This window comes from Microbaculum mangrovi (genome assembly GCF_051390635.1).
Lineage (GTDB): Bacteria > Pseudomonadota > Alphaproteobacteria > Rhizobiales > Tepidamorphaceae > Microbaculum.
In genome coordinates, this window is sequence record NZ_JBPODT010000004.1 from 474,979 (window position 1) to 491,169 (window position 16,191).

Below are 16,191 nucleotides of genomic sequence, written 5' to 3' on the forward strand. Positions count from 1 at the left end.
AAAAGCGGGGATGCGCGGCCGAGGCGGTAGGGCCTTTAGATATCCGCGCCAGCCAGCCCGGCTTCCCAGCCGAGGATCGCGCGCTTGCGCGTGAGGCCCCAGTGATAGCCGCACAGGGAGCCGGACTTGCCCAGCACCCGGTGGCATGGCACCACGAAGGAGATCGGGTTGCGGCCCACCGCCGACCCGACCGCGCGGGCGGCGGTCGGCTTGCCGAGCGTTTCGGCGATGTCGGAATAGGTGGTGGCGCGGCCGAGCGGGATGCGCAGCAGCGTCTCCCAGACCCGGATCTCGAAATCGGTGCCGATGAAGACCACGCGCAGCGGATCGTCCGGGCGCCACAGGTCGGGATGGAACACGCGCCTGGCGTAATCGGCGGTCGCGGCGGCGTCCTCGTGGAAATGCGCCCTGGGCCAGCGCGCCGTCATGTCGGCGAGAACGCGGGCGCGGTCCGCCTGGTCGTCGGCGAAGGCAATGCCGGCGAGGCCGCGCGGCGTCGCCATCACCAGCGCGTCGCCAAAGGGCGAGGGATGGAAGCCCCAGGCGATGTCGAGGCCGGCGCCGCGGGCGGCATATTCGCCGGGGCTCATCGCCTCGTGGCTGACGAACAGGTCATGCAGGCGTCCCGGGCCCGACAGGCCGACTTCATAGCTCGCATCCAGCACGGAGGCGGAATCGCGCAGCAGGTCGCGCGCGGTGTCGAGCGTGATCGCCTGGACGAAGGCCTTCGGCGTCAGCCCGCACCAGCGGCGGAACAGCTTCTGCAACCGCGTCGGCTCCATGCCGACATGCGCGGCCATGGTCTCCAGCGAGGGCTGATCGCGCCAGGTCTCGGTGATGAGCTCGACGGTGCGGCGCACCGCGTCGTAATCGGACGGGGTGGCGTTGAGCGGCTCGGCGGCAAGGGTGTTCGGATTCGTCATCATGGTCATCATAGCGCGCCTCCAGTCTTCGAGGTGGCGCAAACCTTAGGCCCGCCGAAACCGGCGCGACACCCGATTCCGGATCGCCTCCCGTGCCAGCGACCGGAGATCGTCGGGCCGGACCCGACGATGACGCGAGACCGGAAGGCTAGGCCGGCAATCCGCGGCGGGCTGCGGCCAGCGCCGCCGACAGCGCGGCGAGGAAATCGGCCTTTTCCGGCGGCGATAGCCAATAGCCGATCTCCAGCTTGCTGCCGTGCGAGGTCAGCGACACGGTTTGCAGGTCGCCGTCATGGTCGCGGCCGACATCGATGCGCACCCAGTAGGGATTGAAGCGCCATTCGACCATCGCCCCCTTCGCCGAAATGCGGCGCACCAGGAGTTCGGATTCGGTGATCCGGATCACCTCGCGGGCGCGCCCCGATATGTAGTTCGCGCGGAACGCCAGGAAGACCAGCAGCACGTCGAGGCCGAAGAAGCCGAACACCGGCCAGGCGCCCATCGACAGGAAGACGAGGCCGGTGGCGAAGCTGACACCGCCGACGGCGGCCATGAAAATCAGGAACCCGCGCCGCGACAGCGAGCGGTGCGGAGCGATCACCGCGGAAAAAATCTCGCGGTCCGTTTCCGGATTGGCAGGGTTCATGGGCCCCAATATAGAGGATGAATGTCCAAGATTCAGCCCACACCGAAACGTCCCGCCCGGAAGACCGCCACCGGCACGGAAACGGCCCGGTCCGCCACCGCCAAGCCGGCGCCGCGCAAACGGACGGCGAAACGGCGCAAGACGCTGCTCACGCCGGAGGAGATCGACCGACTGTTCGCGGCGCTGCAGAAGACCGATCCGGAACCCAAGAGCGAGCTCGAATACGTCAATCCGTTCACCCTGCTCGTCGCCGTGGTGCTGTCGGCGCAGGCCACCGACGCCGGCGTCAACAAGGCGACGCGGGCGCTGTTCGCCGAAGCCGACACGGCGCAGAAGATGGCGGCGCTCGGCGAGGACGCGGTGCGCGAGCATATCAAGACGATCGGCCTGTTCCGCAACAAGGCCAAGAACGTCGTCGCCCTGTCGAAACGGCTGGTCGCGGAGACCGGCGGCGACGTGCCGCGCGACCGCGACTATCTGGAGACGCTGCCCGGCGTCGGGCGCAAGACCGCCAACGTGGTGCTCAACGTCGCCTACGGCGAGCCGACGATCGCCGTCGACACCCATATCTTCCGGGTCTCCAACCGCACCGGCCTGGCGCCCGGCAAGGATCCGCTGGAGGTGGAACGCGGCCTGGAAGCGGTGGTGCCGGACACGTACCGGCTCTACGCCCATCACTGGCTGATCCTGCACGGGCGCTACATCTGCAAGGCGCGCAAGCCGGCCTGCGACCGCTGCGTGATCCGCGATATCTGCAAATATCCCGACAAGACCGCCTGAGGCGGGGCGCAGACCGCCGAACGGGGCTGCCTAGACGGCCCCCTGCGCCGAAGTCCGCCCTTGCGCCGAAATCCGCTTGTGCAGCCGCACCATGAAGGCGGTGGCGAACAGCGGCGTCGCCAGGTTGACGATCGGGATCATCACGAACAGCGCGACGATGAGGCCGGCGCCGAAGACCTGGCCGGCGACGGCGCGGCGCAGCGTGCGGGCCTCTTCATAAGGGCGGAAGCGCAGCGCGGCGAGCTCGAAATATTCCCGGCCGAGCAGGTAGGCGTTGACCAGCAGGAAGGCGACCAGGTTGATGCCCGGCAACAGCAGGAGCACCAGCGCGATCAGGTTCGCCAGGATCACGACACCGAAAAACTTCAGCGAGCTGACGAGCACCTGCGGCAGCGGCAGCGGGCTGCCGACGGGATCGGACGGAAACGCCGTCCGCTCGACCTTCTCGGCGATGTCGTCGAGGAACAGGCCCGCGACCAGCGAGGAGACCGGGGCGACGAGGAACACCATCGCCACGACGAAGCCCGCGCCGGCGATGATATCGACCGTTGTCTCCGCCCAGCCCCAGGGCAGCGTGACGAAGTGGTTGAACACCCAGACGAGGACGATCCACAACGCGATCAGCCCGGCGAGCGTAAGGCCGAGCGTCCGCAGCAGGATGGCGCGGAACGGCTTCGACACGACGTCGGACAGCGCGGCAAACGCATCTGCGATCATCAGGCGGCCTTTCGGAATTTCCTTTGGCGTAGAGACGGCGACGAAGCGGGCACGTCGCGTGCTTCACGGACGTCCCTTGAGATAGGCAGGTGGGCGGCGATCCGCAACGACGGCGTCGGCCGGGGTGGGCGAAATGGGAAATTTCCCTTGAAATATCGGGAGTTAACAGGGGTTGCCGCAGCGGACTCACAGCTTATAGTGCACAGGCTCCGCAACAGAGAACATTTCATATCATGGCCGAAACAAAATACGACGTCGTCGGCATCGGCAATGCCATCGTCGACGTGATCGCCCGCGCCGAGGACGACTTCCTCGTCAACGAGAAGCTCGTCAAAGGCTCGATGAACCTGATCGACGAGGACCGCGCCGGCACGCTCTACAACGCCATGGGCGCGGCGACGGAAATGTCCGGCGGCTCCGGCGCCAACACCATCGCCGGGCTCGCCTCCTTCGGCGGCCGCGGCGCCTTCTTCGGCAAGGTCGCCCAGGACGGCCTCGGCGGCGTGTTCAGCCACGACATCCGCGCGCTCGGCGTACATTTCGAGACGCCGGCGCTCACCGCCGGACCGTCGACGGCGCGCTGCCTCGTCATGGTGACGCCGGACGGCGAGCGGACCATGAACACCTTCCTCGGCGCCTGCCAGATGTTCGGGCCGGACGACGTCGACGAGGACGTGGTGGCGCAATCCAGCGTGCTCTACATGGAAGGCTATCTGTGGGATCCGCCGCAGGCCAAGAAGGCCTTCGTGCATGCCGCCGCCATCGCCAAGCGGCACGGGCGCCAGGTGGCGCTGACGCTGTCGGATTCCTTCTGCGTCGACCGCTATCGCGCCGAATTCCTCGACCTCATCCGCTCGGAGACGGTGACGCTGTTGTTCGGCAACGAATCCGAGCTGCACGCGCTCTACGAGACCGCCGACTTCGATACCGCCCTGGCGGCGCTGGAGAAGGACTGCAGGTTCGCCGTGGTGACGCGCAGCGAGAAGGGCGCGGTGGTGCTGAAGGACGGCAAGCGCTTCGCGGTGCCGGCGGCGCCCGTCGAGCGCATCGTCGACCTGACCGGCGCCGGCGACCTGTTCGCCGCAGGGTTCCTGTTCGGCCTCGCCCGCGGCCAGGATCCGGAGACCTGCGCGAAGCTCGGCGGCCTCGCCGCGGCCGAGGTCATCAGCCATATCGGCGCGCGGCCGCAGGTGAGCCTGAAGGACCTGGCCGAACAGAACGGCCTGCCGGTCTAGGACGCGGCATCCCCCGATTCGCGGCATTTTCCCGGGCCGGCGGCCCGGGGACGTGTCGATATTGATCGGCGCGGCCGTTGCCGCGTCGTCTTTTCCTTCCAGGATTTCCCAGGGTTACGGCAAATCGGAGCGATTATCGAATGTGTACGCGTGTTCTCTACGGTACGGGCGCCAATACCTTCCTGACCGGCCGCAGCATGGACTGGAGCGACGTCGACATGCAGACGGACCTCTGGGCCTTTCCGCGCGGCATGGCCCGCGACGGCGGCACCGGGGACGGAACCGCGCGATGGACGTCGTCCTACGGCTCCGTCGTCGTCGCGGTCTACAACCTCGCCACGTCCGACGGCCTGAACGAGGCCGGGCTCGCCGGCAATCTGCTCTATCTGGCCGAATCGGATTTCGGCGATCCGGCGACGCGCGACAAACCGACGATCTCCGTGGGTGCCTGGCTGCAATACATGCTCGACAGCTACGCCAGCGTCGCCGAGGCGGTGGCGGGAATGCAGGACGACCCGCTGACGGTGATCACGGCCGACGCGCCCAACGGAAAGCCGACCACGGTCCATATCGCACTCTCCGATGCCTCGGGCGATTCGGCCGTTTTCGAGTTCATCGGCGGCGCGCTGACGATCCACCACGGCGCCGAGTACCGGGTGATGACCAACTCGCCGGTCTACGACCAGCAGCTCGCCATCAATGCCTACTGGGACCTGATCGGCGGACAGCATTTCCTGCCGGGCACGATCAGCGCCGCCGACCGGTTCGCGCGGGCCAGCTACAATCTGAAATCAACGCCGCAATTCAAGGATCAGCGGGCCGCGCTGGCGGCGATCTTCTCGCAGATGCGGGCCGTTAGCACGCCGCTCGGCCTGAACGATCCGGAGAAGCCGAACATCGCGTCCACCCTTTGGCGCACCGTGATCGACCACGACGCCCGACGGTACTTCTTCGATTCGGTGATCAATCCGTCGGTGGTCTGGGTCGATCTCGACAAGATCGATCTGACCGAGGGCGCGGCTCCAGCGCGACTGGCCTTCCAGGGACTCGCGGATGTCGGCGGAAACGTCTCCGACCGGCTGGTTCCCACCGAGCCGTTCGAATTTCTCGTCCCCTGAGGCAGGGGTTTGCCGGCGGCAGGGCGCGCGTTCGGCCTGCCGCCCCGTGCACCGGCACGGGTGACCGGTCAGGTCGACGTCACAGCTTTCTCAGCCACACTTCCTCGATCTGGTGGTTGCCGCCCTTCTTGAGGATCAGGTCGGCGCGCTGCCGGGTGGGCAGGATGTTGTCTTCCAGATTGAGCAGGTTGATGCGCCGCCAGATATCGAGCGCCGTCTCCTCGGCCTTCTCGTCGGACAGCGTGGAATAGCGGTGGAAGTAGGCGCCGGGATCGCGGAAGGCGGTGCGGCGCAGCGTCATGAAGCGCTCGACGTACCAGCGCTCGACCGTTTCGGTATCCGCGTCGATATAGACCGAGAAGTCGAAATAGTCGGAGACGAACGGCACCGCCTTGCCGTCCCTGGGCATGCGGCCGGGCTGCAGCACGTTGAGGCCCTCGACGATCAGGATGTCGGGCTGATCGACGACGACGACCTGGTCCGGCGGCAGCACGTCATAGGCGAAGTGCGAATAGAGCGGGGCTTCGACATTGCGCTCGCCGGCCTTGATCCGCGAGAGGAAGTTCAACAGCGCGGCGACGTCGAAGCTCTCGGGAAAGCCCTTACGGTGCATCAGGTTGTCGCGCTCGAGCACAGCGTTGGGAAACAGGAACCCGTCGGTGGTGACGAGATCGACCTTAGGCGTGTTCGGCCAGCGGGTGAGCAGGGCCTGCAGCACGCGCGAGGTCGTCGACTTGCCGACCGCCACCGAGCCGGCGACGCCGATGATGTAGGGCACCTTGCCGTCCCTGGCGCCGAGGAAGTAGCGGGTCGCCTTGAACAGGTCCTGGGTGGCGTGGACGTAGAGGCTCAAAAGCCGCGACAACGGCAGGTAGATCTGGACGACGTCGTCGATCGACAGGCGTTCGTTGAGACCGCGCAGCCGAAGCACCTCGGCCTCGGTCAGCGTCATCGGCGTGTCGGCGCGCAGCTCCGCCCATTCCTCGCGGGTGAAGATGCGATAGGGCGAAGGGACCCGGTCGTTGTCGGCCGGAACGTCGCCGGTAACTGCCAGACTCTGCGGGTTCATGTGCCGCGTCTCGCCTTTTCCACGATGCCCGACGTGCCTTCCCGCCGCCCGAGCTCGGCGTAGATATCCTCGAGCTCCACATCGGCGGCGGCAAGCAGCACGACCAGATGATAGAGCACGTCGGCGGCCTCGGAGCAGATCGCCTGCTTGTCGCCGTCCATCGCGGCGATCACGGTCTCGACGGCCTCCTCGCCGAATTTCTTGGCACACTGGCCGACACCGCGATCGAGAAGCTTCGCGGTATAGGAGGTGCCCGGATCGGCCCCTTTTCGGGATTTCACGATCTCGGCGAGGTCGTCGATGCTCAGTCGCGCTACAGCCATGTCTTCTCGTTCCAGCCCGGTGACGCTAGGGATCGAGCCGCATCGGAATGCCGGCGGCGGCCATGTAATCCTTCGCCTCGCGGATCGTATGCTCTCCGAAGTGAAAGATCGAGGCGGCGAGCACGGCGGTGGCACCGCCGTCGCGAATGCCCTCGACCATGTGCTCCAGCGTGCCGACGCCGCCCGAGGCGATGACCGGCACGTGGACGCGGTCGGCGACCGCCCGGGTCAGCGCGATGTCGTAGCCCGCCTTGGTGCCGTCGCGGTCCATGGAAGTGAGCAGGATCTCGCCGGCGCCCAGCGCGACGACCTCCTCGGCGAAGTCGAGCGCGTCGATGCCGGTCGGCTGGCGGCCGCCATGGGTGAAGATCTCCCAGCGCGGCGGCTGATCGTCGGCGGAGACGCGCTTGGCGTCGATCGCCACCACGACGCACTGGCTGCCGAATTTCTCCGCCGCCGCCCTGACGAAGGCGCGATCCTTCACCGCCGCGGTGTTGATCGACACCTTGTCGGCGCCGGCGCGCAGCAGCACGCGGATATCGGCGACGGTGCGCACCCCGCCGCCGACGGTCAGCGGCATGAAGCAGTGCTCGGCGGTGCGGGTGACGACGTCGAGCAGGATGCCGCGGTCCTCGTGGCTCGCGGCGATGTCGAGGAAGCACAGCTCGTCGGCGCCGGCGGCATCGTAGGCGATCGCCGCCTCGACCGGGTCGCCGGCATCGATCAGGTCGACGAACTGCACGCCCTTGACGACGCGGCCGTCCTTGACGTCGAGGCAGGGAATGACGCGGGCCTTCAGCATCAGGAGACCTTCCCGGCGGAGTTGATCAGAGCCAGCGCCTCGGCCGGATCGAGCCGGCCGTCGTAGAGCGCACGGCCGGAGATCGCGCCTTCGAGGATGGCGCAGTCGGGCTGGAGCAGGCGCTTCACGTCGTCGATGGCGGCGAGCCCGCCCGACGCGATGACGGGAATGGACACCGAGCGGGCCAGCTCCAGCGTCGAGTCGATGTTGAGCCCGGTCAGGATGCCGTCGCGGTCGATGTCGGTGTAGACGATCGCGGCGACGCCGGCGTCCTCGAACTTCTTCGCCAGATCGACCGCCGTCATTTCCGACGTCTCCGCCCAGCCTTCCACCGCGACCCTGCCGGCGCGCGCGTCGATGCCGACGACGATGCGGCCGGGAAACGCCGCACAGGCCTCGCGCACGAGGCCGGGATCGCGCACCGCCACCGTGCCGAGGATGACGCGGCGGATGCCCTTCTCCAGCCAGGCGGCGATGCCGGCCATGTCGCGGATGCCGCCGCCGAGCTGGATCGGCATCGACACCGCCGCGATGATCGCCTCGACGGCGGGGCCGTTGACGCTCCTGCCCTCGAAGGCGCCGTTCAGGTCGACCACGTGCAGCCAGTCGAAGCCGGCGGTCTCGAAGTCGCGCGCCTGGGCGGCCGGGTCGTCGTTGAACACGGTGGCGGCATCCATGTCACCCTTGACGAGGCGCACGCAGCGCCCGTCCTTGAGGTCGATGGCGGGGAAAAGGATCATGAACCTGGCCTCACGGTGCCCATCTGAGGAAATTGCCGATCAGGGCCAGGCCGAGCTTCTGGCTTTTCTCGGGGTGGAACTGGGTGCCGGCGCGGTTTTTGCTGGCGACAAGCGCCGTGACCGGGCCGCCGTAATCGGCCTCGGCGACGATGGCGTCCCGGTCCTTCGCGGCCAGGTGATAGGAGTGGACGAAATAGGCGTGGAGGCCGTCGTCCCCCGTCGCGATCCCCTCCAGCAGCGGATGGTCGGACAGGACGCGCAGCGTGTTCCAACCCATATGCGGGATCTTGAGGCCCGGATCGGCGGGCTTGAGCCGCACCACGTCGCCGGAAATCCAGCCGAAGCCTTCCGCGACCTCGTGTTCGCGGCCGAAATCGGCCATCAGCTGCATGCCGACGCAGATGCCGAGGAACGGCCGGCCCCTGTCCTCGACGGCCTCGACGAGCGCCTCGCGCAAGCCCGGGACCGCCTCGAGCCCGCGCTTGCAATCGGCAAAGGCGCCGACGCCGGGCAGGACGATGCGGTCGCAGACGCGCACCAGGTCCGGATCGTTGGTGACGCGGATCTCGGCGGCAAGGCCGGTTTCGCGGGCGGCGCGCGCGAAGGCCTTTTCGGCCGAGCGCAGGTTGCCGGAGCCGTAATCTAGGATGGCGACGCGCATGGGATCAGGTCGGACTACGCTTTACTCGGGTTGCGGAAACAGGCCGATGACCGGCCGGTCGGTCGTGGATGCCGCCGGACGCGGGACCGGCGGCAGATGGGGCGCGGCGGAGCGGGACGGCGCGCGCGCGACCTTCAGCGCCAGGTAGCGGCGGAAGAAGGACTGCTCGGCCTCCTCGCGATCGCGGCCGGCGGCAATGCCGAGCATGCGCCAGCCCTTGCGGCCGAGGCTCCAGCGCCTGAGCACGTTCGCTTCCAGGGCGAACCAGAACGAGAACAGAAGGCTCGCCACCCCGACGATGAACGCCACCTCCTCGACCAGCTCGCCGAGGACCGCGAGGCCGGTGCTGATCGCCAGCCAGCCGAGCAGAACCCACCACATCCGGTGCCAGAGCAGCCAGAACATCGGCACGAACAGCGCCGGCCAGCAGAATCCCTCCTTGACGAAGAGGATCCTGTCGGCGCTGTCGCCGTCGCCTTCCGGCGGTTCGTGGACGGTGTAGACCTTCATGGTACACCCTTGGGGATCAGACGGGCTTGGTGCCGCTACAGGCTGCCCTTGGTGGACGGCACCCGGGCGCCCTCGCGCGGATCGATGGCGATCGCCGCACGCAGCGCGCGGGCGAGCCCCTTGAAGCAGCTCTCGGCGATATGATGGCTGTTGTCGCCGTAGAAGCACTCCACGTGCAGCGTGATGCCGGCGTTCATGGTGAAGGCCTGGAACCACTCGCGGAACAGCTCGGTATCCATGTCGCCGACCTTCGGCGCGGGAAACGCGACGCGCCACACAAGGAACGGCCGGCCCGACACGTCGACCGATACGCGGCTCAGGCACTCGTCCATCGGCAGATGGGCGGTGGCGTAGCGGGTAATGCCACGGCGCTCGCCGAGCGCCTGGCGCACCGCCTGGCCGAGCACGATGCCGACATCCTCGGTGGTGTGGTGCATGTCGACATGCAGGTCGCCCTTGGCTGCGACCGTCATGTCGATCAGGCCGTGGCGCGCGAGCAGCTCGAGCATATGGTCGAGGAAGCCGATGCCGGTCGCAATGTCCGACTTGCCCTCGCCGTCCAGGTTGACCGAGACCGTTACATCGGTCTCGGCGGTCTTGCGCGCGATTTCCGCGCTACGCGCCTCGCTCATCAGCTCGACTTCCGATAAGGATTTGACAGAAGGGGCCTTTTATCAGGCGATCGGCGCAGATGAAAGCGCCGGAAGCAAAACGTTGAATCGGACCCGTAACGGCATACATGAGGCCCCGGGTGCCCGGCCGATCGATTCGGCTGCGATATAGGACAAGTGCATGAGCTCCAATTCCGACAACCAGTGGCACGCGACGACGATCCTGACCGTGCGCAAGGGCGGAAAAGTGGTCGTCGCCGGCGACGGCCAGGTGTCGATCGGCGACACGGTGATGAAGCACACCGCCCGCAAGGTGCGCCCGCTCGGCGACGGCTCGGTGATCAGCGGCTTCGCCGGCGCCACCGCCGACGCGTTCACCCTGTTCGAACGGCTGGAGAAGAAGCTCGAGCAGTATCCGAACCAGCTGATGCGTGCCTCGGTGGAGCTGGCCAAGGACTGGCGCACGGACCGTTATCTCAGGCATCTGCAGGCGATGATGATCGTCGCCGACTCGAGCGTCAGCCTGGTCGTCACCGGCAACGGCGACGTGCTGGAGCCGGAAAACGGCCTCGCCGCCATCGGCTCGGGCGGCAACTACGCGCTCGCGGCCGCCCGCGCGCTCGCCGACACCGACATGAGCGCGGAAGAGATCGCCCGCAAGGCGATGGCGATTGCCGCCGATATCTGCGTCTACACCAACGACAAGGTCGTCGTGGAAACGCTCGATGCCACTGCGTGACGATATCGCGGCCGCCTCGGCCGCAGGCATCGTCGATCCCGACAGTGCGGAAAGGCTGATCGCATTTCTCGAAGCACGGAAGCGTGGCGAAGCCGACAGGGCGGCCGACCGCGAGGAGGTGCGCTTCGCGCGCGGCTTCCACGACGTGTTCCTGACGATCGGCATCGTCATGCTGTTCATCGGCCTCGGCACCATGATCGTGCCGGTCGCGGGGCTGCTGCCGACCGCTTTCCTGGCGACCATCCTGTCGTGGGCTCTGGCCGAGTTCTTCGCGCGCAGGCGACGGCTCGTGCTCCCGTCCATGGCGCTTGCGATCATCTTCGTCGTCCATGCCGGCGTGGTCGGGATGGCGATCTTCGGTCTAACCGTGATCAGCGTGGATGTGCTGTTCGAGCGTTCGTTCGCGGTCCTGTTCGGCGCCCTGGTGGCGCTCGTCTCCGGCGGCGCGTTCTTCCTGCGCTTCCGCCTGCCGTTCACCCTCGCGGTAACCGCGGCGGCGGCCGTCGTCGCCTTCTTCAGCGCCGTGCACCTGGCCGCGCCGGGTGTCTTCGACACGGACGGGCCGCTGCTTCTCCTGATCGCCGGGCTTGCCGTCTTCGTCACGGCGATGGCCTTCGATCTTTCCGATCCGCAGCGACGCACGCTACGCAGCGACAATGCGTTCTGGCTGCATCTTCTCGCCGCCCCGCTGATCCTGCGCGGCGTGTTCCATTTCATCCTCGCCGGTGGAGACCTCGACGCCGGCTCCGCCCTGATCATCGTCGGCACGGTCGTGCTTTTCGGCCTGCTCGCCGTCGTGATCGACCGGCGCGCCCTGCTGGTCGCCGGCCTCGTCTATCTCGGCTATTCGCTGTCGGAGCTCATCCGCGCGGCCGATCTCGGCGGGTCCAGCTCCGCCGCGCTCACCCTCACGCTGATCGGCGGAATGGTCATCCTGCTCGGCGCGGGCTGGCAACAGACGCGCTCGGCCCTTATCTCAGTACTGCCGCTACCGGCCAGCCTCGTTTCTCGTCTCCCCGTCATTCCGGAGCGCCCATGACCGATTTCTCCCCCCGCGAGATCGTTTCCGAGCTCGACCGCTACATCGTCGGCCAGAAGGATGCCAAGCGCGCCGTCGCAATCGCCCTGCGCAACCGCTGGCGGCGCCAGCAGCTCGAAGAGGGCCTGCGCGAAGAGGTTTTGCCGAAGAACATCCTGATGATCGGCCCGACCGGCGTCGGCAAGACGGAGATCTCGCGCCGGCTGGCCAAGCTGGCCGATGCGCCGTTCATAAAGATCGAGGCGACCAAGTTCACCGAGGTCGGCTATGTCGGCCGCGACGTGGAGCAGATCGTCCGCGACCTGGTCGAGGCCGCGGTCGGCCTGGTGCGCGCCCGCCGGCGCAAGGAGGTGCAGGCCAAGGCGCATCTGCTCGCCGAGGAACGCGTGCTCGACGCGCTGGTCGGTCCGGGCGCCGGGCCGTCGACGCGGGAATCCTTCCGCGCCAAGCTGCGCGACGGTGAACTCGACGACAAGGAAATCGAAGTCGAGGTGCGCCAGAGCTCAATGTCGATGCCGCAGATGGACATTCCCGGCATGCCCGGCGCCTCGGTCGGCATGATCAATCTCGGCGACATGCTGGGCAAGGCCTTCGGCGGCCAGACCAAGTCGCGCAAGGTGAACGTGAAGGATTCCTACGATCTGCTGATCGCCGAGGAATCCGACAAGCTGCTCGACGACGAGCAGATCGTCCAGGAAGCGATCCACATCACCGAAAACCACGGCATCGTCTTCCTCGACGAGATCGACAAGATCACCGGCCGCTCCGAGCGCGTCGGCGGCGCCGATGTCTCCCGCGAGGGCGTGCAGCGCGACCTGCTGCCGCTGATCGAGGGCACGACCGTTTCGACCAAGCACGGGCCGGTGAAGACCGACCACGTGCTGTTCATCGCCTCGGGCGCATTCCATGTGGCCAAACCGTCGGACCTGCTGCCCGAGTTGCAGGGCCGCCTGCCGATCCGCGTCGAGCTGCGCGCGCTCACCGAGGAGGACTTCCGCCGGATCCTCACCGAGACCGAGGCGAGCCTGATCAAGCAATATGTCGCGCTGATGGGCACCGAAGGTGTCAGTCTCGACATCACCGACGACGCCATCGCCGAGATCGCCAGGATCGCGGTGGAGGTGAACGGGTCGGTGGAGAATATCGGCGCGCGGCGCCTGCAGACGGTGATGGAGCGGGTGCTCGACGAGATCAGCTTCGAGGCCCCCGACAAGTCCGGACAGACGGTGACGGTGGACGCGGATTATGTGCGCAAGCACATCGGCGACCTCGCCAAGAACGCCGATCTCAGCCGCTACGTGCTGTAGCGCGCTCTTAGCCCTTCTCTCCGGTCGCGCGTTTCAGCCGCTGCAGCAGGTCGGCGGCGTCCTCGCGGCTGAGCTTGCCGATGTCGCGCGCGATCCGGTTGGCGAGTTCGGTCGCCTCCGGGGCGAGGCCCGAGGTGTCGACGGTAATGCGCGGATGCGACAGCCCGGCGAGGCGCGTGAGCTCCTCGGCCTCGTCCCAGATCACGTTGAAATAGGCGATGACGCCCTGGACCAGATACCAGGACGGGCGGCCGCGCTTGCCGTGCTCCAGGGCCGAGAGATAGGCCGCGGAGACGCCGAGTTCGGCGGCCATCTGCGACAGGGTGACGCCGCGCGCCTTGCGCATCGCGCGCAGTCTGGCTCCGAACGGCGTCATCGCTCGCCCGCGCCCGGCTTGTCGACGCGGCGCAGCTGCACATAGAGCGCACCGTCGCCGCCCTTGCGCGCATGCGCCCGTTCGTATCCGACCACCATCGCCCGGAACGGCGGTGTCGCCAGCCATTCGGGCACCGAGCGGCGCAGCACGCCGCGCGTGCCCTCCTCCCACCATTCCGCCGCGCCGTCGCTCTTGCCCTTGCCGGTCACCACCAGCACCAGCCGGTGGCCACGGGCGCGCGCGGTCTGCAGGAAGGACAGGAGACGTGCGTGGGCCTCGCGCTGGTTGAGGCCGTGCAGATCGATCTTGGCGTCGACGGACCGCGATCCCCTGGCGATGCGGCGGGTGAGCTTCCGGTCGATCGGCGAGAGCGAAGGAACCGGCGGGGGCGGCGATGGTTTCGCGACGACGGGGGCGCGGGATCGCGACGGCGGCGAGACTGCCTTCGCCGGTGCGGCGGGTTCGGTCCCGGGCTCGTCGCGCGGGGCGGCGTCGGTCTTGCCGGTCTTAACGCTCTTGTGCAGCGGCCTGACGGTTTCGGTGACGCTGCGCCACAACGCCCGGTCTTCCGCGTTCAGGTCCCTGGATTTCCGCGACGCCATCGATCCGGCCTCACGGCTTCGGCACGAGGACGAAGAAACTCCCGTCGGCCTTGATGCCGCCGGCCATCGAGCCCGCTTGCCTGCCCGTGCCCCAGAACAGGTCGGCCCGCGCGGGGCCCTTAATCGCCGAGCCGGTGTCCTGGGCGATCATCAGGCGGCGGAACGGCTCGCGGGCGCGGTCCTTGCCGGTCTGCAGCTCGGCGTCGACGAAGATCGGGGTACCATAGCGATGATAGGCGGTATCGACGGCGATCGACCGCCCGGCGGTCAGGGGCACGCCCTCGCCGCCGATCGGCCCGAGATCCGGGGCCAGGCCGGCGATCTCACGGAAGAAGATGTAGGAGCGGTTTTCCTGCAGCAGACCCGGTGTGATCTCCGGGTTGTCGCGGAAGTAGGCGCGCATGGCGTCCATCGAGAAGCCGCCGTCCGGCACGATGCCCTTGGCCTGCATCGCCTTTCCGACCGACGAATAGGGGTGGCCGTTCTTGCCTGCGAAGCCGACCCGCATCAGCGCGCCGTCGGGCAGCGCGATGCGGGTCGAGCCCTGGATGTGGATATAGAAGGCCTCGACGGAGTTCTCGACATAGACGAGCGGCTTCACCGCGCCGTCGAGCGCGCCGCCGTCGATCTCGGCGCGGGTATAGAAGGGCTCGAGACCGCCTTCGGTCTTGCGACCCCAGGTCAGTGTCTCGTCCCAGCCTTCGGGACGATCCTTGTCGGTGACCGGCACCAGTCCGTCCGGTAGCGGATAGAGCGGCGTGGCGAAGCGTCCGGTCCTTACGCGCGAGCCGGGAACGACCGGCTCGTAATAGGCGGTGAAGACCGCCTCGCCGTCCTTCGGCTCGACACGGTAGGGGCGGAAGTTCCTGACGAAGAAGGCGTGAACGGCTTCAGTATCGGGGTCCGACAACGCCTCCGCCTTGAGGCAGACATCGGCGAGCGGGCTGTCGTCGCGGCCATGGCCGCAGGAGCGCAGGAAGGCCGCGAAAGCTTCCGACGGATCGTCGGCGGCGAAGCCCGGCAGGTCGTCGAAGCCGACGGCAACGAGGCGGTGACCGGCCTTGACCGCGGGATGGCCGGCGACCATCCGATCACGGCCGGGCAGCGCGAACACGAGCGCCACGGCGGCCGCGAGCGCGACAGCGCCCGCCGCGATGGCAAGCTCGCGTCGCCAGCGCGGACGCGCGGTGAAGCGGGCGATCAGCTCAGTCGGCAGACTCGGTGGCAACGAGCTTCCAGTTCGGATCGCGCGATCCGACGTCCCGGGCGAAGGTCCAGATGTCCGTCACCTCGGTGACCGCGTTGGGGTCGCCCTGGATCACCGCGCCGTCCTTGTCGCGGGTGGCGGTGATGAGCTGCGAGACGAACCGCACGGTGACGTGGGCGTTGCGGCCGCGCAACTGCGCCTCGGTGATGTCCGCCTTGTCGATCGAGACGAAATTCGACGTCGCGGTCTCGCCTCGGCCCTCGCGATCGGCGATGGCGCCGACGAAGCCGTCGTAGACTTCCCGGGACAGCAGGGTCTTGAGCATCTTGCGATCGCCGTCGGCAAAGGCGGTGACGATCATCTCGTAGGCCATCCTCGCACCCTCGACGAACCCTTTCGGCTCGAAGGTGGGATCGGTTTGTCTGATCGCGGACAGGCCCTGAGCGAGATCGGAGCCGCGCGGGGCGATATCGCCGAAATCGTCGTTGGCGGCGTTCGCGCGCGACGTGCCCGATTCGGCACGCGGCGGCAGGTTGACGACCTTGTCGGATGCGGCCGACCCGCTTTCCTTCGGCGCCGAGAAAGGATCGTACGGCTGGCGTTCATTGCCGGTGCGCCGGCCGAGCACGCTCCGCAGCCGCAGGAAAATCACCACGGCGAGGACCAGGAAGAGGATCGTGTAGATATCGAATATGCCGTTCATCAGCACCCGTTTACCGGGATTTGCCCGGTGCGCCAAGAAAGAAGGCAGGATTGGCCAACGACTACTATGTAAGGATTGATCGG

The 16,191-nt window shown here is 67.6% G+C and carries 20 protein-coding genes; 6 read left to right on the forward strand and 14 right to left on the reverse strand.

Features of this window, described 5'->3' with window-relative positions; translation table 11 throughout:
• Positions 1 to 35 precede the first annotated feature (35 nt).
• Complete coding sequence (locus ACSF9G_RS18970) at positions 36 to 932, reverse strand: methylated-DNA--[protein]-cysteine S-methyltransferase (RefSeq protein ID WP_436643699.1); 897 nt, start codon at positions 930 to 932, stop codon at positions 36 to 38.
• 139 nt (positions 933 to 1,071) lie between these two features.
• A complete protein-coding gene (locus tag ACSF9G_RS18975) occupies positions 1,072 to 1,569 on the reverse strand; it encodes a DUF2244 domain-containing protein (RefSeq protein WP_436643700.1) in 498 nt (165 codons plus the stop codon).
• Positions 1,570 to 1,590: 21 nt separating this feature from the next.
• Here ACSF9G_RS18975 and nth point away from each other — a divergent pair, with 21 nt between their 5' ends.
• Entirely contained in the window at positions 1,591 to 2,349 is a 759-nt protein-coding gene (gene nth / locus ACSF9G_RS18980; protein WP_436643701.1) for an endonuclease III, read from the forward strand.
• A gap of 30 nt (positions 2,350 to 2,379) precedes the next feature.
• On the opposite strand, the gene ACSF9G_RS18985 is transcribed toward nth, so the two are convergent.
• Positions 2,380 to 3,066, reverse strand: a complete 687-nt coding sequence (locus tag ACSF9G_RS18985; RefSeq protein WP_436643702.1) for a sulfate transporter family protein — start codon at positions 3,064 to 3,066, stop codon at positions 2,380 to 2,382.
• A gap of 233 nt (positions 3,067 to 3,299) precedes the next feature.
• Here ACSF9G_RS18985 and ACSF9G_RS18990 point away from each other — a divergent pair, with 233 nt between their 5' ends.
• Together ACSF9G_RS18990 and ACSF9G_RS18995 are read left to right on the forward strand one after the other, a co-directional pair.
• A complete protein-coding gene (locus ACSF9G_RS18990) occupies positions 3,300 to 4,301 on the forward strand; it encodes an adenosine kinase (protein WP_436643703.1) in 1,002 nt (333 codons plus the stop codon).
• 140 nt (positions 4,302 to 4,441) lie between these two features.
• Entirely contained in the window at positions 4,442 to 5,419 is a 978-nt protein-coding gene (locus tag ACSF9G_RS18995) for a linear amide C-N hydrolase (protein WP_436643704.1), read from the forward strand.
• Between the two features lie 79 nt (positions 5,420 to 5,498).
• Here the strand turns inward: ACSF9G_RS18995 and coaA are convergent, their stop codons facing one another.
• Genes coaA through hisB form a run of 7 tightly spaced genes read right to left on the reverse strand, consistent with a single transcriptional unit; the run spans position 5,499 to position 10,156 of the window.
• The gene (gene coaA, locus ACSF9G_RS19000) at positions 5,499 to 6,488 is read right to left on the reverse strand and encodes a type I pantothenate kinase (RefSeq protein ID WP_436643705.1); all 990 of its coding nucleotides are present in this window, start codon (positions 6,486 to 6,488) and stop codon (positions 5,499 to 5,501) included.
• Positions 6,485 to 6,811, reverse strand: a complete 327-nt coding sequence (locus ACSF9G_RS19005) for a phosphoribosyl-ATP diphosphatase (RefSeq protein WP_261615761.1) — start codon at positions 6,809 to 6,811, stop codon at positions 6,485 to 6,487. The genes coaA and ACSF9G_RS19005 overlap by 4 nt, the downstream gene beginning before the upstream one ends.
• 25 nt (positions 6,812 to 6,836) lie before the next feature.
• Positions 6,837 to 7,613 (reverse strand): imidazole glycerol phosphate synthase subunit HisF, encoded by a 777-nt coding sequence (gene hisF, locus ACSF9G_RS19010; RefSeq protein ID WP_261615762.1) that lies wholly within the window; start codon positions 7,611 to 7,613, stop codon positions 6,837 to 6,839.
• On the reverse strand, positions 7,613 to 8,353 hold the full coding sequence (hisA, locus tag ACSF9G_RS19015; RefSeq protein ID WP_436643706.1) for a 1-(5-phosphoribosyl)-5-[(5-phosphoribosylamino)methylideneamino]imidazole-4-carboxamide isomerase: 741 nt from the start codon (positions 8,351 to 8,353) through the stop codon (positions 7,613 to 7,615). The genes hisF and hisA overlap by 1 nt, the downstream gene beginning before the upstream one ends.
• Positions 8,354 to 8,363: 10 nt before the next feature.
• Complete coding sequence (hisH, locus tag ACSF9G_RS19020; protein ID WP_436643707.1) at positions 8,364 to 9,014, reverse strand: imidazole glycerol phosphate synthase subunit HisH; 651 nt, start codon at positions 9,012 to 9,014, stop codon at positions 8,364 to 8,366.
• Positions 9,015 to 9,035: 21 nt separating this feature from the next.
• The gene (locus tag ACSF9G_RS19025; RefSeq protein ID WP_436643708.1) at positions 9,036 to 9,524 is read right to left on the reverse strand and encodes a DUF2628 domain-containing protein; all 489 of its coding nucleotides are present in this window, start codon (positions 9,522 to 9,524) and stop codon (positions 9,036 to 9,038) included.
• Positions 9,525 to 9,559: 35 nt separating this feature from the next.
• Positions 9,560 to 10,156, reverse strand: a complete 597-nt coding sequence (gene hisB / locus ACSF9G_RS19030) for an imidazoleglycerol-phosphate dehydratase HisB (RefSeq protein ID WP_436643709.1) — start codon at positions 10,154 to 10,156, stop codon at positions 9,560 to 9,562.
• Between the two features lie 160 nt (positions 10,157 to 10,316).
• On the opposite strand from hisB, the gene hslV reads away from it, so the two are divergent.
• Genes hslV through hslU form a run of 3 tightly spaced genes read left to right on the forward strand, consistent with a single transcriptional unit; the run spans position 10,317 to position 13,220 of the window.
• Positions 10,317 to 10,874, forward strand: a complete 558-nt coding sequence (hslV, locus tag ACSF9G_RS19035; protein WP_261615767.1) for an ATP-dependent protease subunit HslV — start codon at positions 10,317 to 10,319, stop codon at positions 10,872 to 10,874.
• Complete coding sequence (locus ACSF9G_RS19040; protein WP_436643710.1) at positions 10,861 to 11,913, forward strand: hypothetical protein; 1,053 nt, start codon at positions 10,861 to 10,863, stop codon at positions 11,911 to 11,913. The genes hslV and ACSF9G_RS19040 overlap by 14 nt, the downstream gene beginning before the upstream one ends.
• Positions 11,910 to 13,220, forward strand: coding sequence for an ATP-dependent protease ATPase subunit HslU (gene hslU / locus ACSF9G_RS19045; protein WP_436643711.1), 1,311 nt, complete (start codon positions 11,910 to 11,912; stop codon positions 13,218 to 13,220). Before ACSF9G_RS19040 ends, hslU begins: the two co-directional genes overlap by 4 nt.
• 7 nt (positions 13,221 to 13,227) lie before the next feature.
• Here hslU and ACSF9G_RS19050 read toward each other — a convergent pair whose 3' ends face one another.
• Genes ACSF9G_RS19050 through ACSF9G_RS19065 form a run of 4 tightly spaced genes read right to left on the reverse strand, consistent with a single transcriptional unit; the run spans position 13,228 to position 16,108 of the window.
• Complete coding sequence (locus ACSF9G_RS19050; RefSeq protein WP_436643712.1) at positions 13,228 to 13,596, reverse strand: helix-turn-helix domain-containing protein; 369 nt, start codon at positions 13,594 to 13,596, stop codon at positions 13,228 to 13,230.
• Positions 13,593 to 14,198 (reverse strand): Smr/MutS family protein, encoded by a 606-nt coding sequence (locus ACSF9G_RS19055; protein ID WP_436643713.1) that lies wholly within the window; start codon positions 14,196 to 14,198, stop codon positions 13,593 to 13,595. The genes ACSF9G_RS19050 and ACSF9G_RS19055 overlap by 4 nt, the downstream gene beginning before the upstream one ends.
• Before the next feature lie 10 nt (positions 14,199 to 14,208).
• Entirely contained in the window at positions 14,209 to 15,426 is a 1,218-nt protein-coding gene (gene mltA, locus ACSF9G_RS19060) for a murein transglycosylase A (RefSeq protein ID WP_436643714.1), read from the reverse strand.
• Positions 15,404 to 16,108 carry a Tim44/TimA family putative adaptor protein gene (locus ACSF9G_RS19065; RefSeq protein ID WP_436643715.1) on the reverse strand — a complete coding sequence of 235 codons (705 nt, stop codon included), beginning with the start codon at positions 16,106 to 16,108 and terminating at the stop codon, positions 15,404 to 15,406. The genes mltA and ACSF9G_RS19065 overlap by 23 nt, the downstream gene beginning before the upstream one ends.
• Positions 16,109 to 16,191 lie beyond the last annotated feature (83 nt).

Bases quoted from the DNA above. Each gene is read 5' to 3' on its own strand.
- ACSF9G_RS19055 (WP_436643713.1), bottom strand. From the start codon at position 14,198: ATGGCGTCGCGGAAATCCAGGGACCTGAACGCGGAAGACCGGGCGTTG.
- nth (WP_436643701.1), top strand. From the start codon at position 1,591: ATGTCCAAGATTCAGCCCACACCGAAACGTCCCGCCCGGAAGACCGCC.
- ACSF9G_RS19025 (WP_436643708.1), bottom strand. From the start codon at position 9,524: ATGAAGGTCTACACCGTCCACGAACCGCCGGAAGGCGACGGCGACAGC.
- hisH (WP_436643707.1), bottom strand. From the start codon at position 9,014: ATGCGCGTCGCCATCCTAGATTACGGCTCCGGCAACCTGCGCTCGGCC.
- hisA (WP_436643706.1), bottom strand. From the start codon at position 8,353: ATGATCCTTTTCCCCGCCATCGACCTCAAGGACGGGCGCTGCGTGCGC.
- hisB (WP_436643709.1), bottom strand. From the start codon at position 10,156: ATGAGCGAGGCGCGTAGCGCGGAAATCGCGCGCAAGACCGCCGAGACC.
- ACSF9G_RS18990 (WP_436643703.1), top strand. From the start codon at position 3,300: ATGGCCGAAACAAAATACGACGTCGTCGGCATCGGCAATGCCATCGTC.
- hisF (WP_261615762.1), bottom strand. From the start codon at position 7,613: ATGCTGAAGGCCCGCGTCATTCCCTGCCTCGACGTCAAGGACGGCCGC.
- ACSF9G_RS19005 (WP_261615761.1), bottom strand. From the start codon at position 6,811: ATGGCTGTAGCGCGACTGAGCATCGACGACCTCGCCGAGATCGTGAAA.
- hslV (WP_261615767.1), top strand. From the start codon at position 10,317: ATGAGCTCCAATTCCGACAACCAGTGGCACGCGACGACGATCCTGACC.
- hslU (WP_436643711.1), top strand. From the start codon at position 11,910: ATGACCGATTTCTCCCCCCGCGAGATCGTTTCCGAGCTCGACCGCTAC.
- ACSF9G_RS18985 (WP_436643702.1), bottom strand. From the start codon at position 3,066: ATGATCGCAGATGCGTTTGCCGCGCTGTCCGACGTCGTGTCGAAGCCG.
- ACSF9G_RS19040 (WP_436643710.1), top strand. From the start codon at position 10,861: ATGCCACTGCGTGACGATATCGCGGCCGCCTCGGCCGCAGGCATCGTC.
- ACSF9G_RS19065 (WP_436643715.1), bottom strand. From the start codon at position 16,108: ATGAACGGCATATTCGATATCTACACGATCCTCTTCCTGGTCCTCGCC.
- coaA (WP_436643705.1), bottom strand. From the start codon at position 6,488: ATGAACCCGCAGAGTCTGGCAGTTACCGGCGACGTTCCGGCCGACAAC.
- ACSF9G_RS19050 (WP_436643712.1), bottom strand. From the start codon at position 13,596: ATGACGCCGTTCGGAGCCAGACTGCGCGCGATGCGCAAGGCGCGCGGC.
- ACSF9G_RS18975 (WP_436643700.1), bottom strand. From the start codon at position 1,569: ATGAACCCTGCCAATCCGGAAACGGACCGCGAGATTTTTTCCGCGGTG.
- ACSF9G_RS18970 (WP_436643699.1), bottom strand. From the start codon at position 932: ATGACCATGATGACGAATCCGAACACCCTTGCCGCCGAGCCGCTCAAC.
- ACSF9G_RS18995 (WP_436643704.1), top strand. From the start codon at position 4,442: ATGTGTACGCGTGTTCTCTACGGTACGGGCGCCAATACCTTCCTGACC.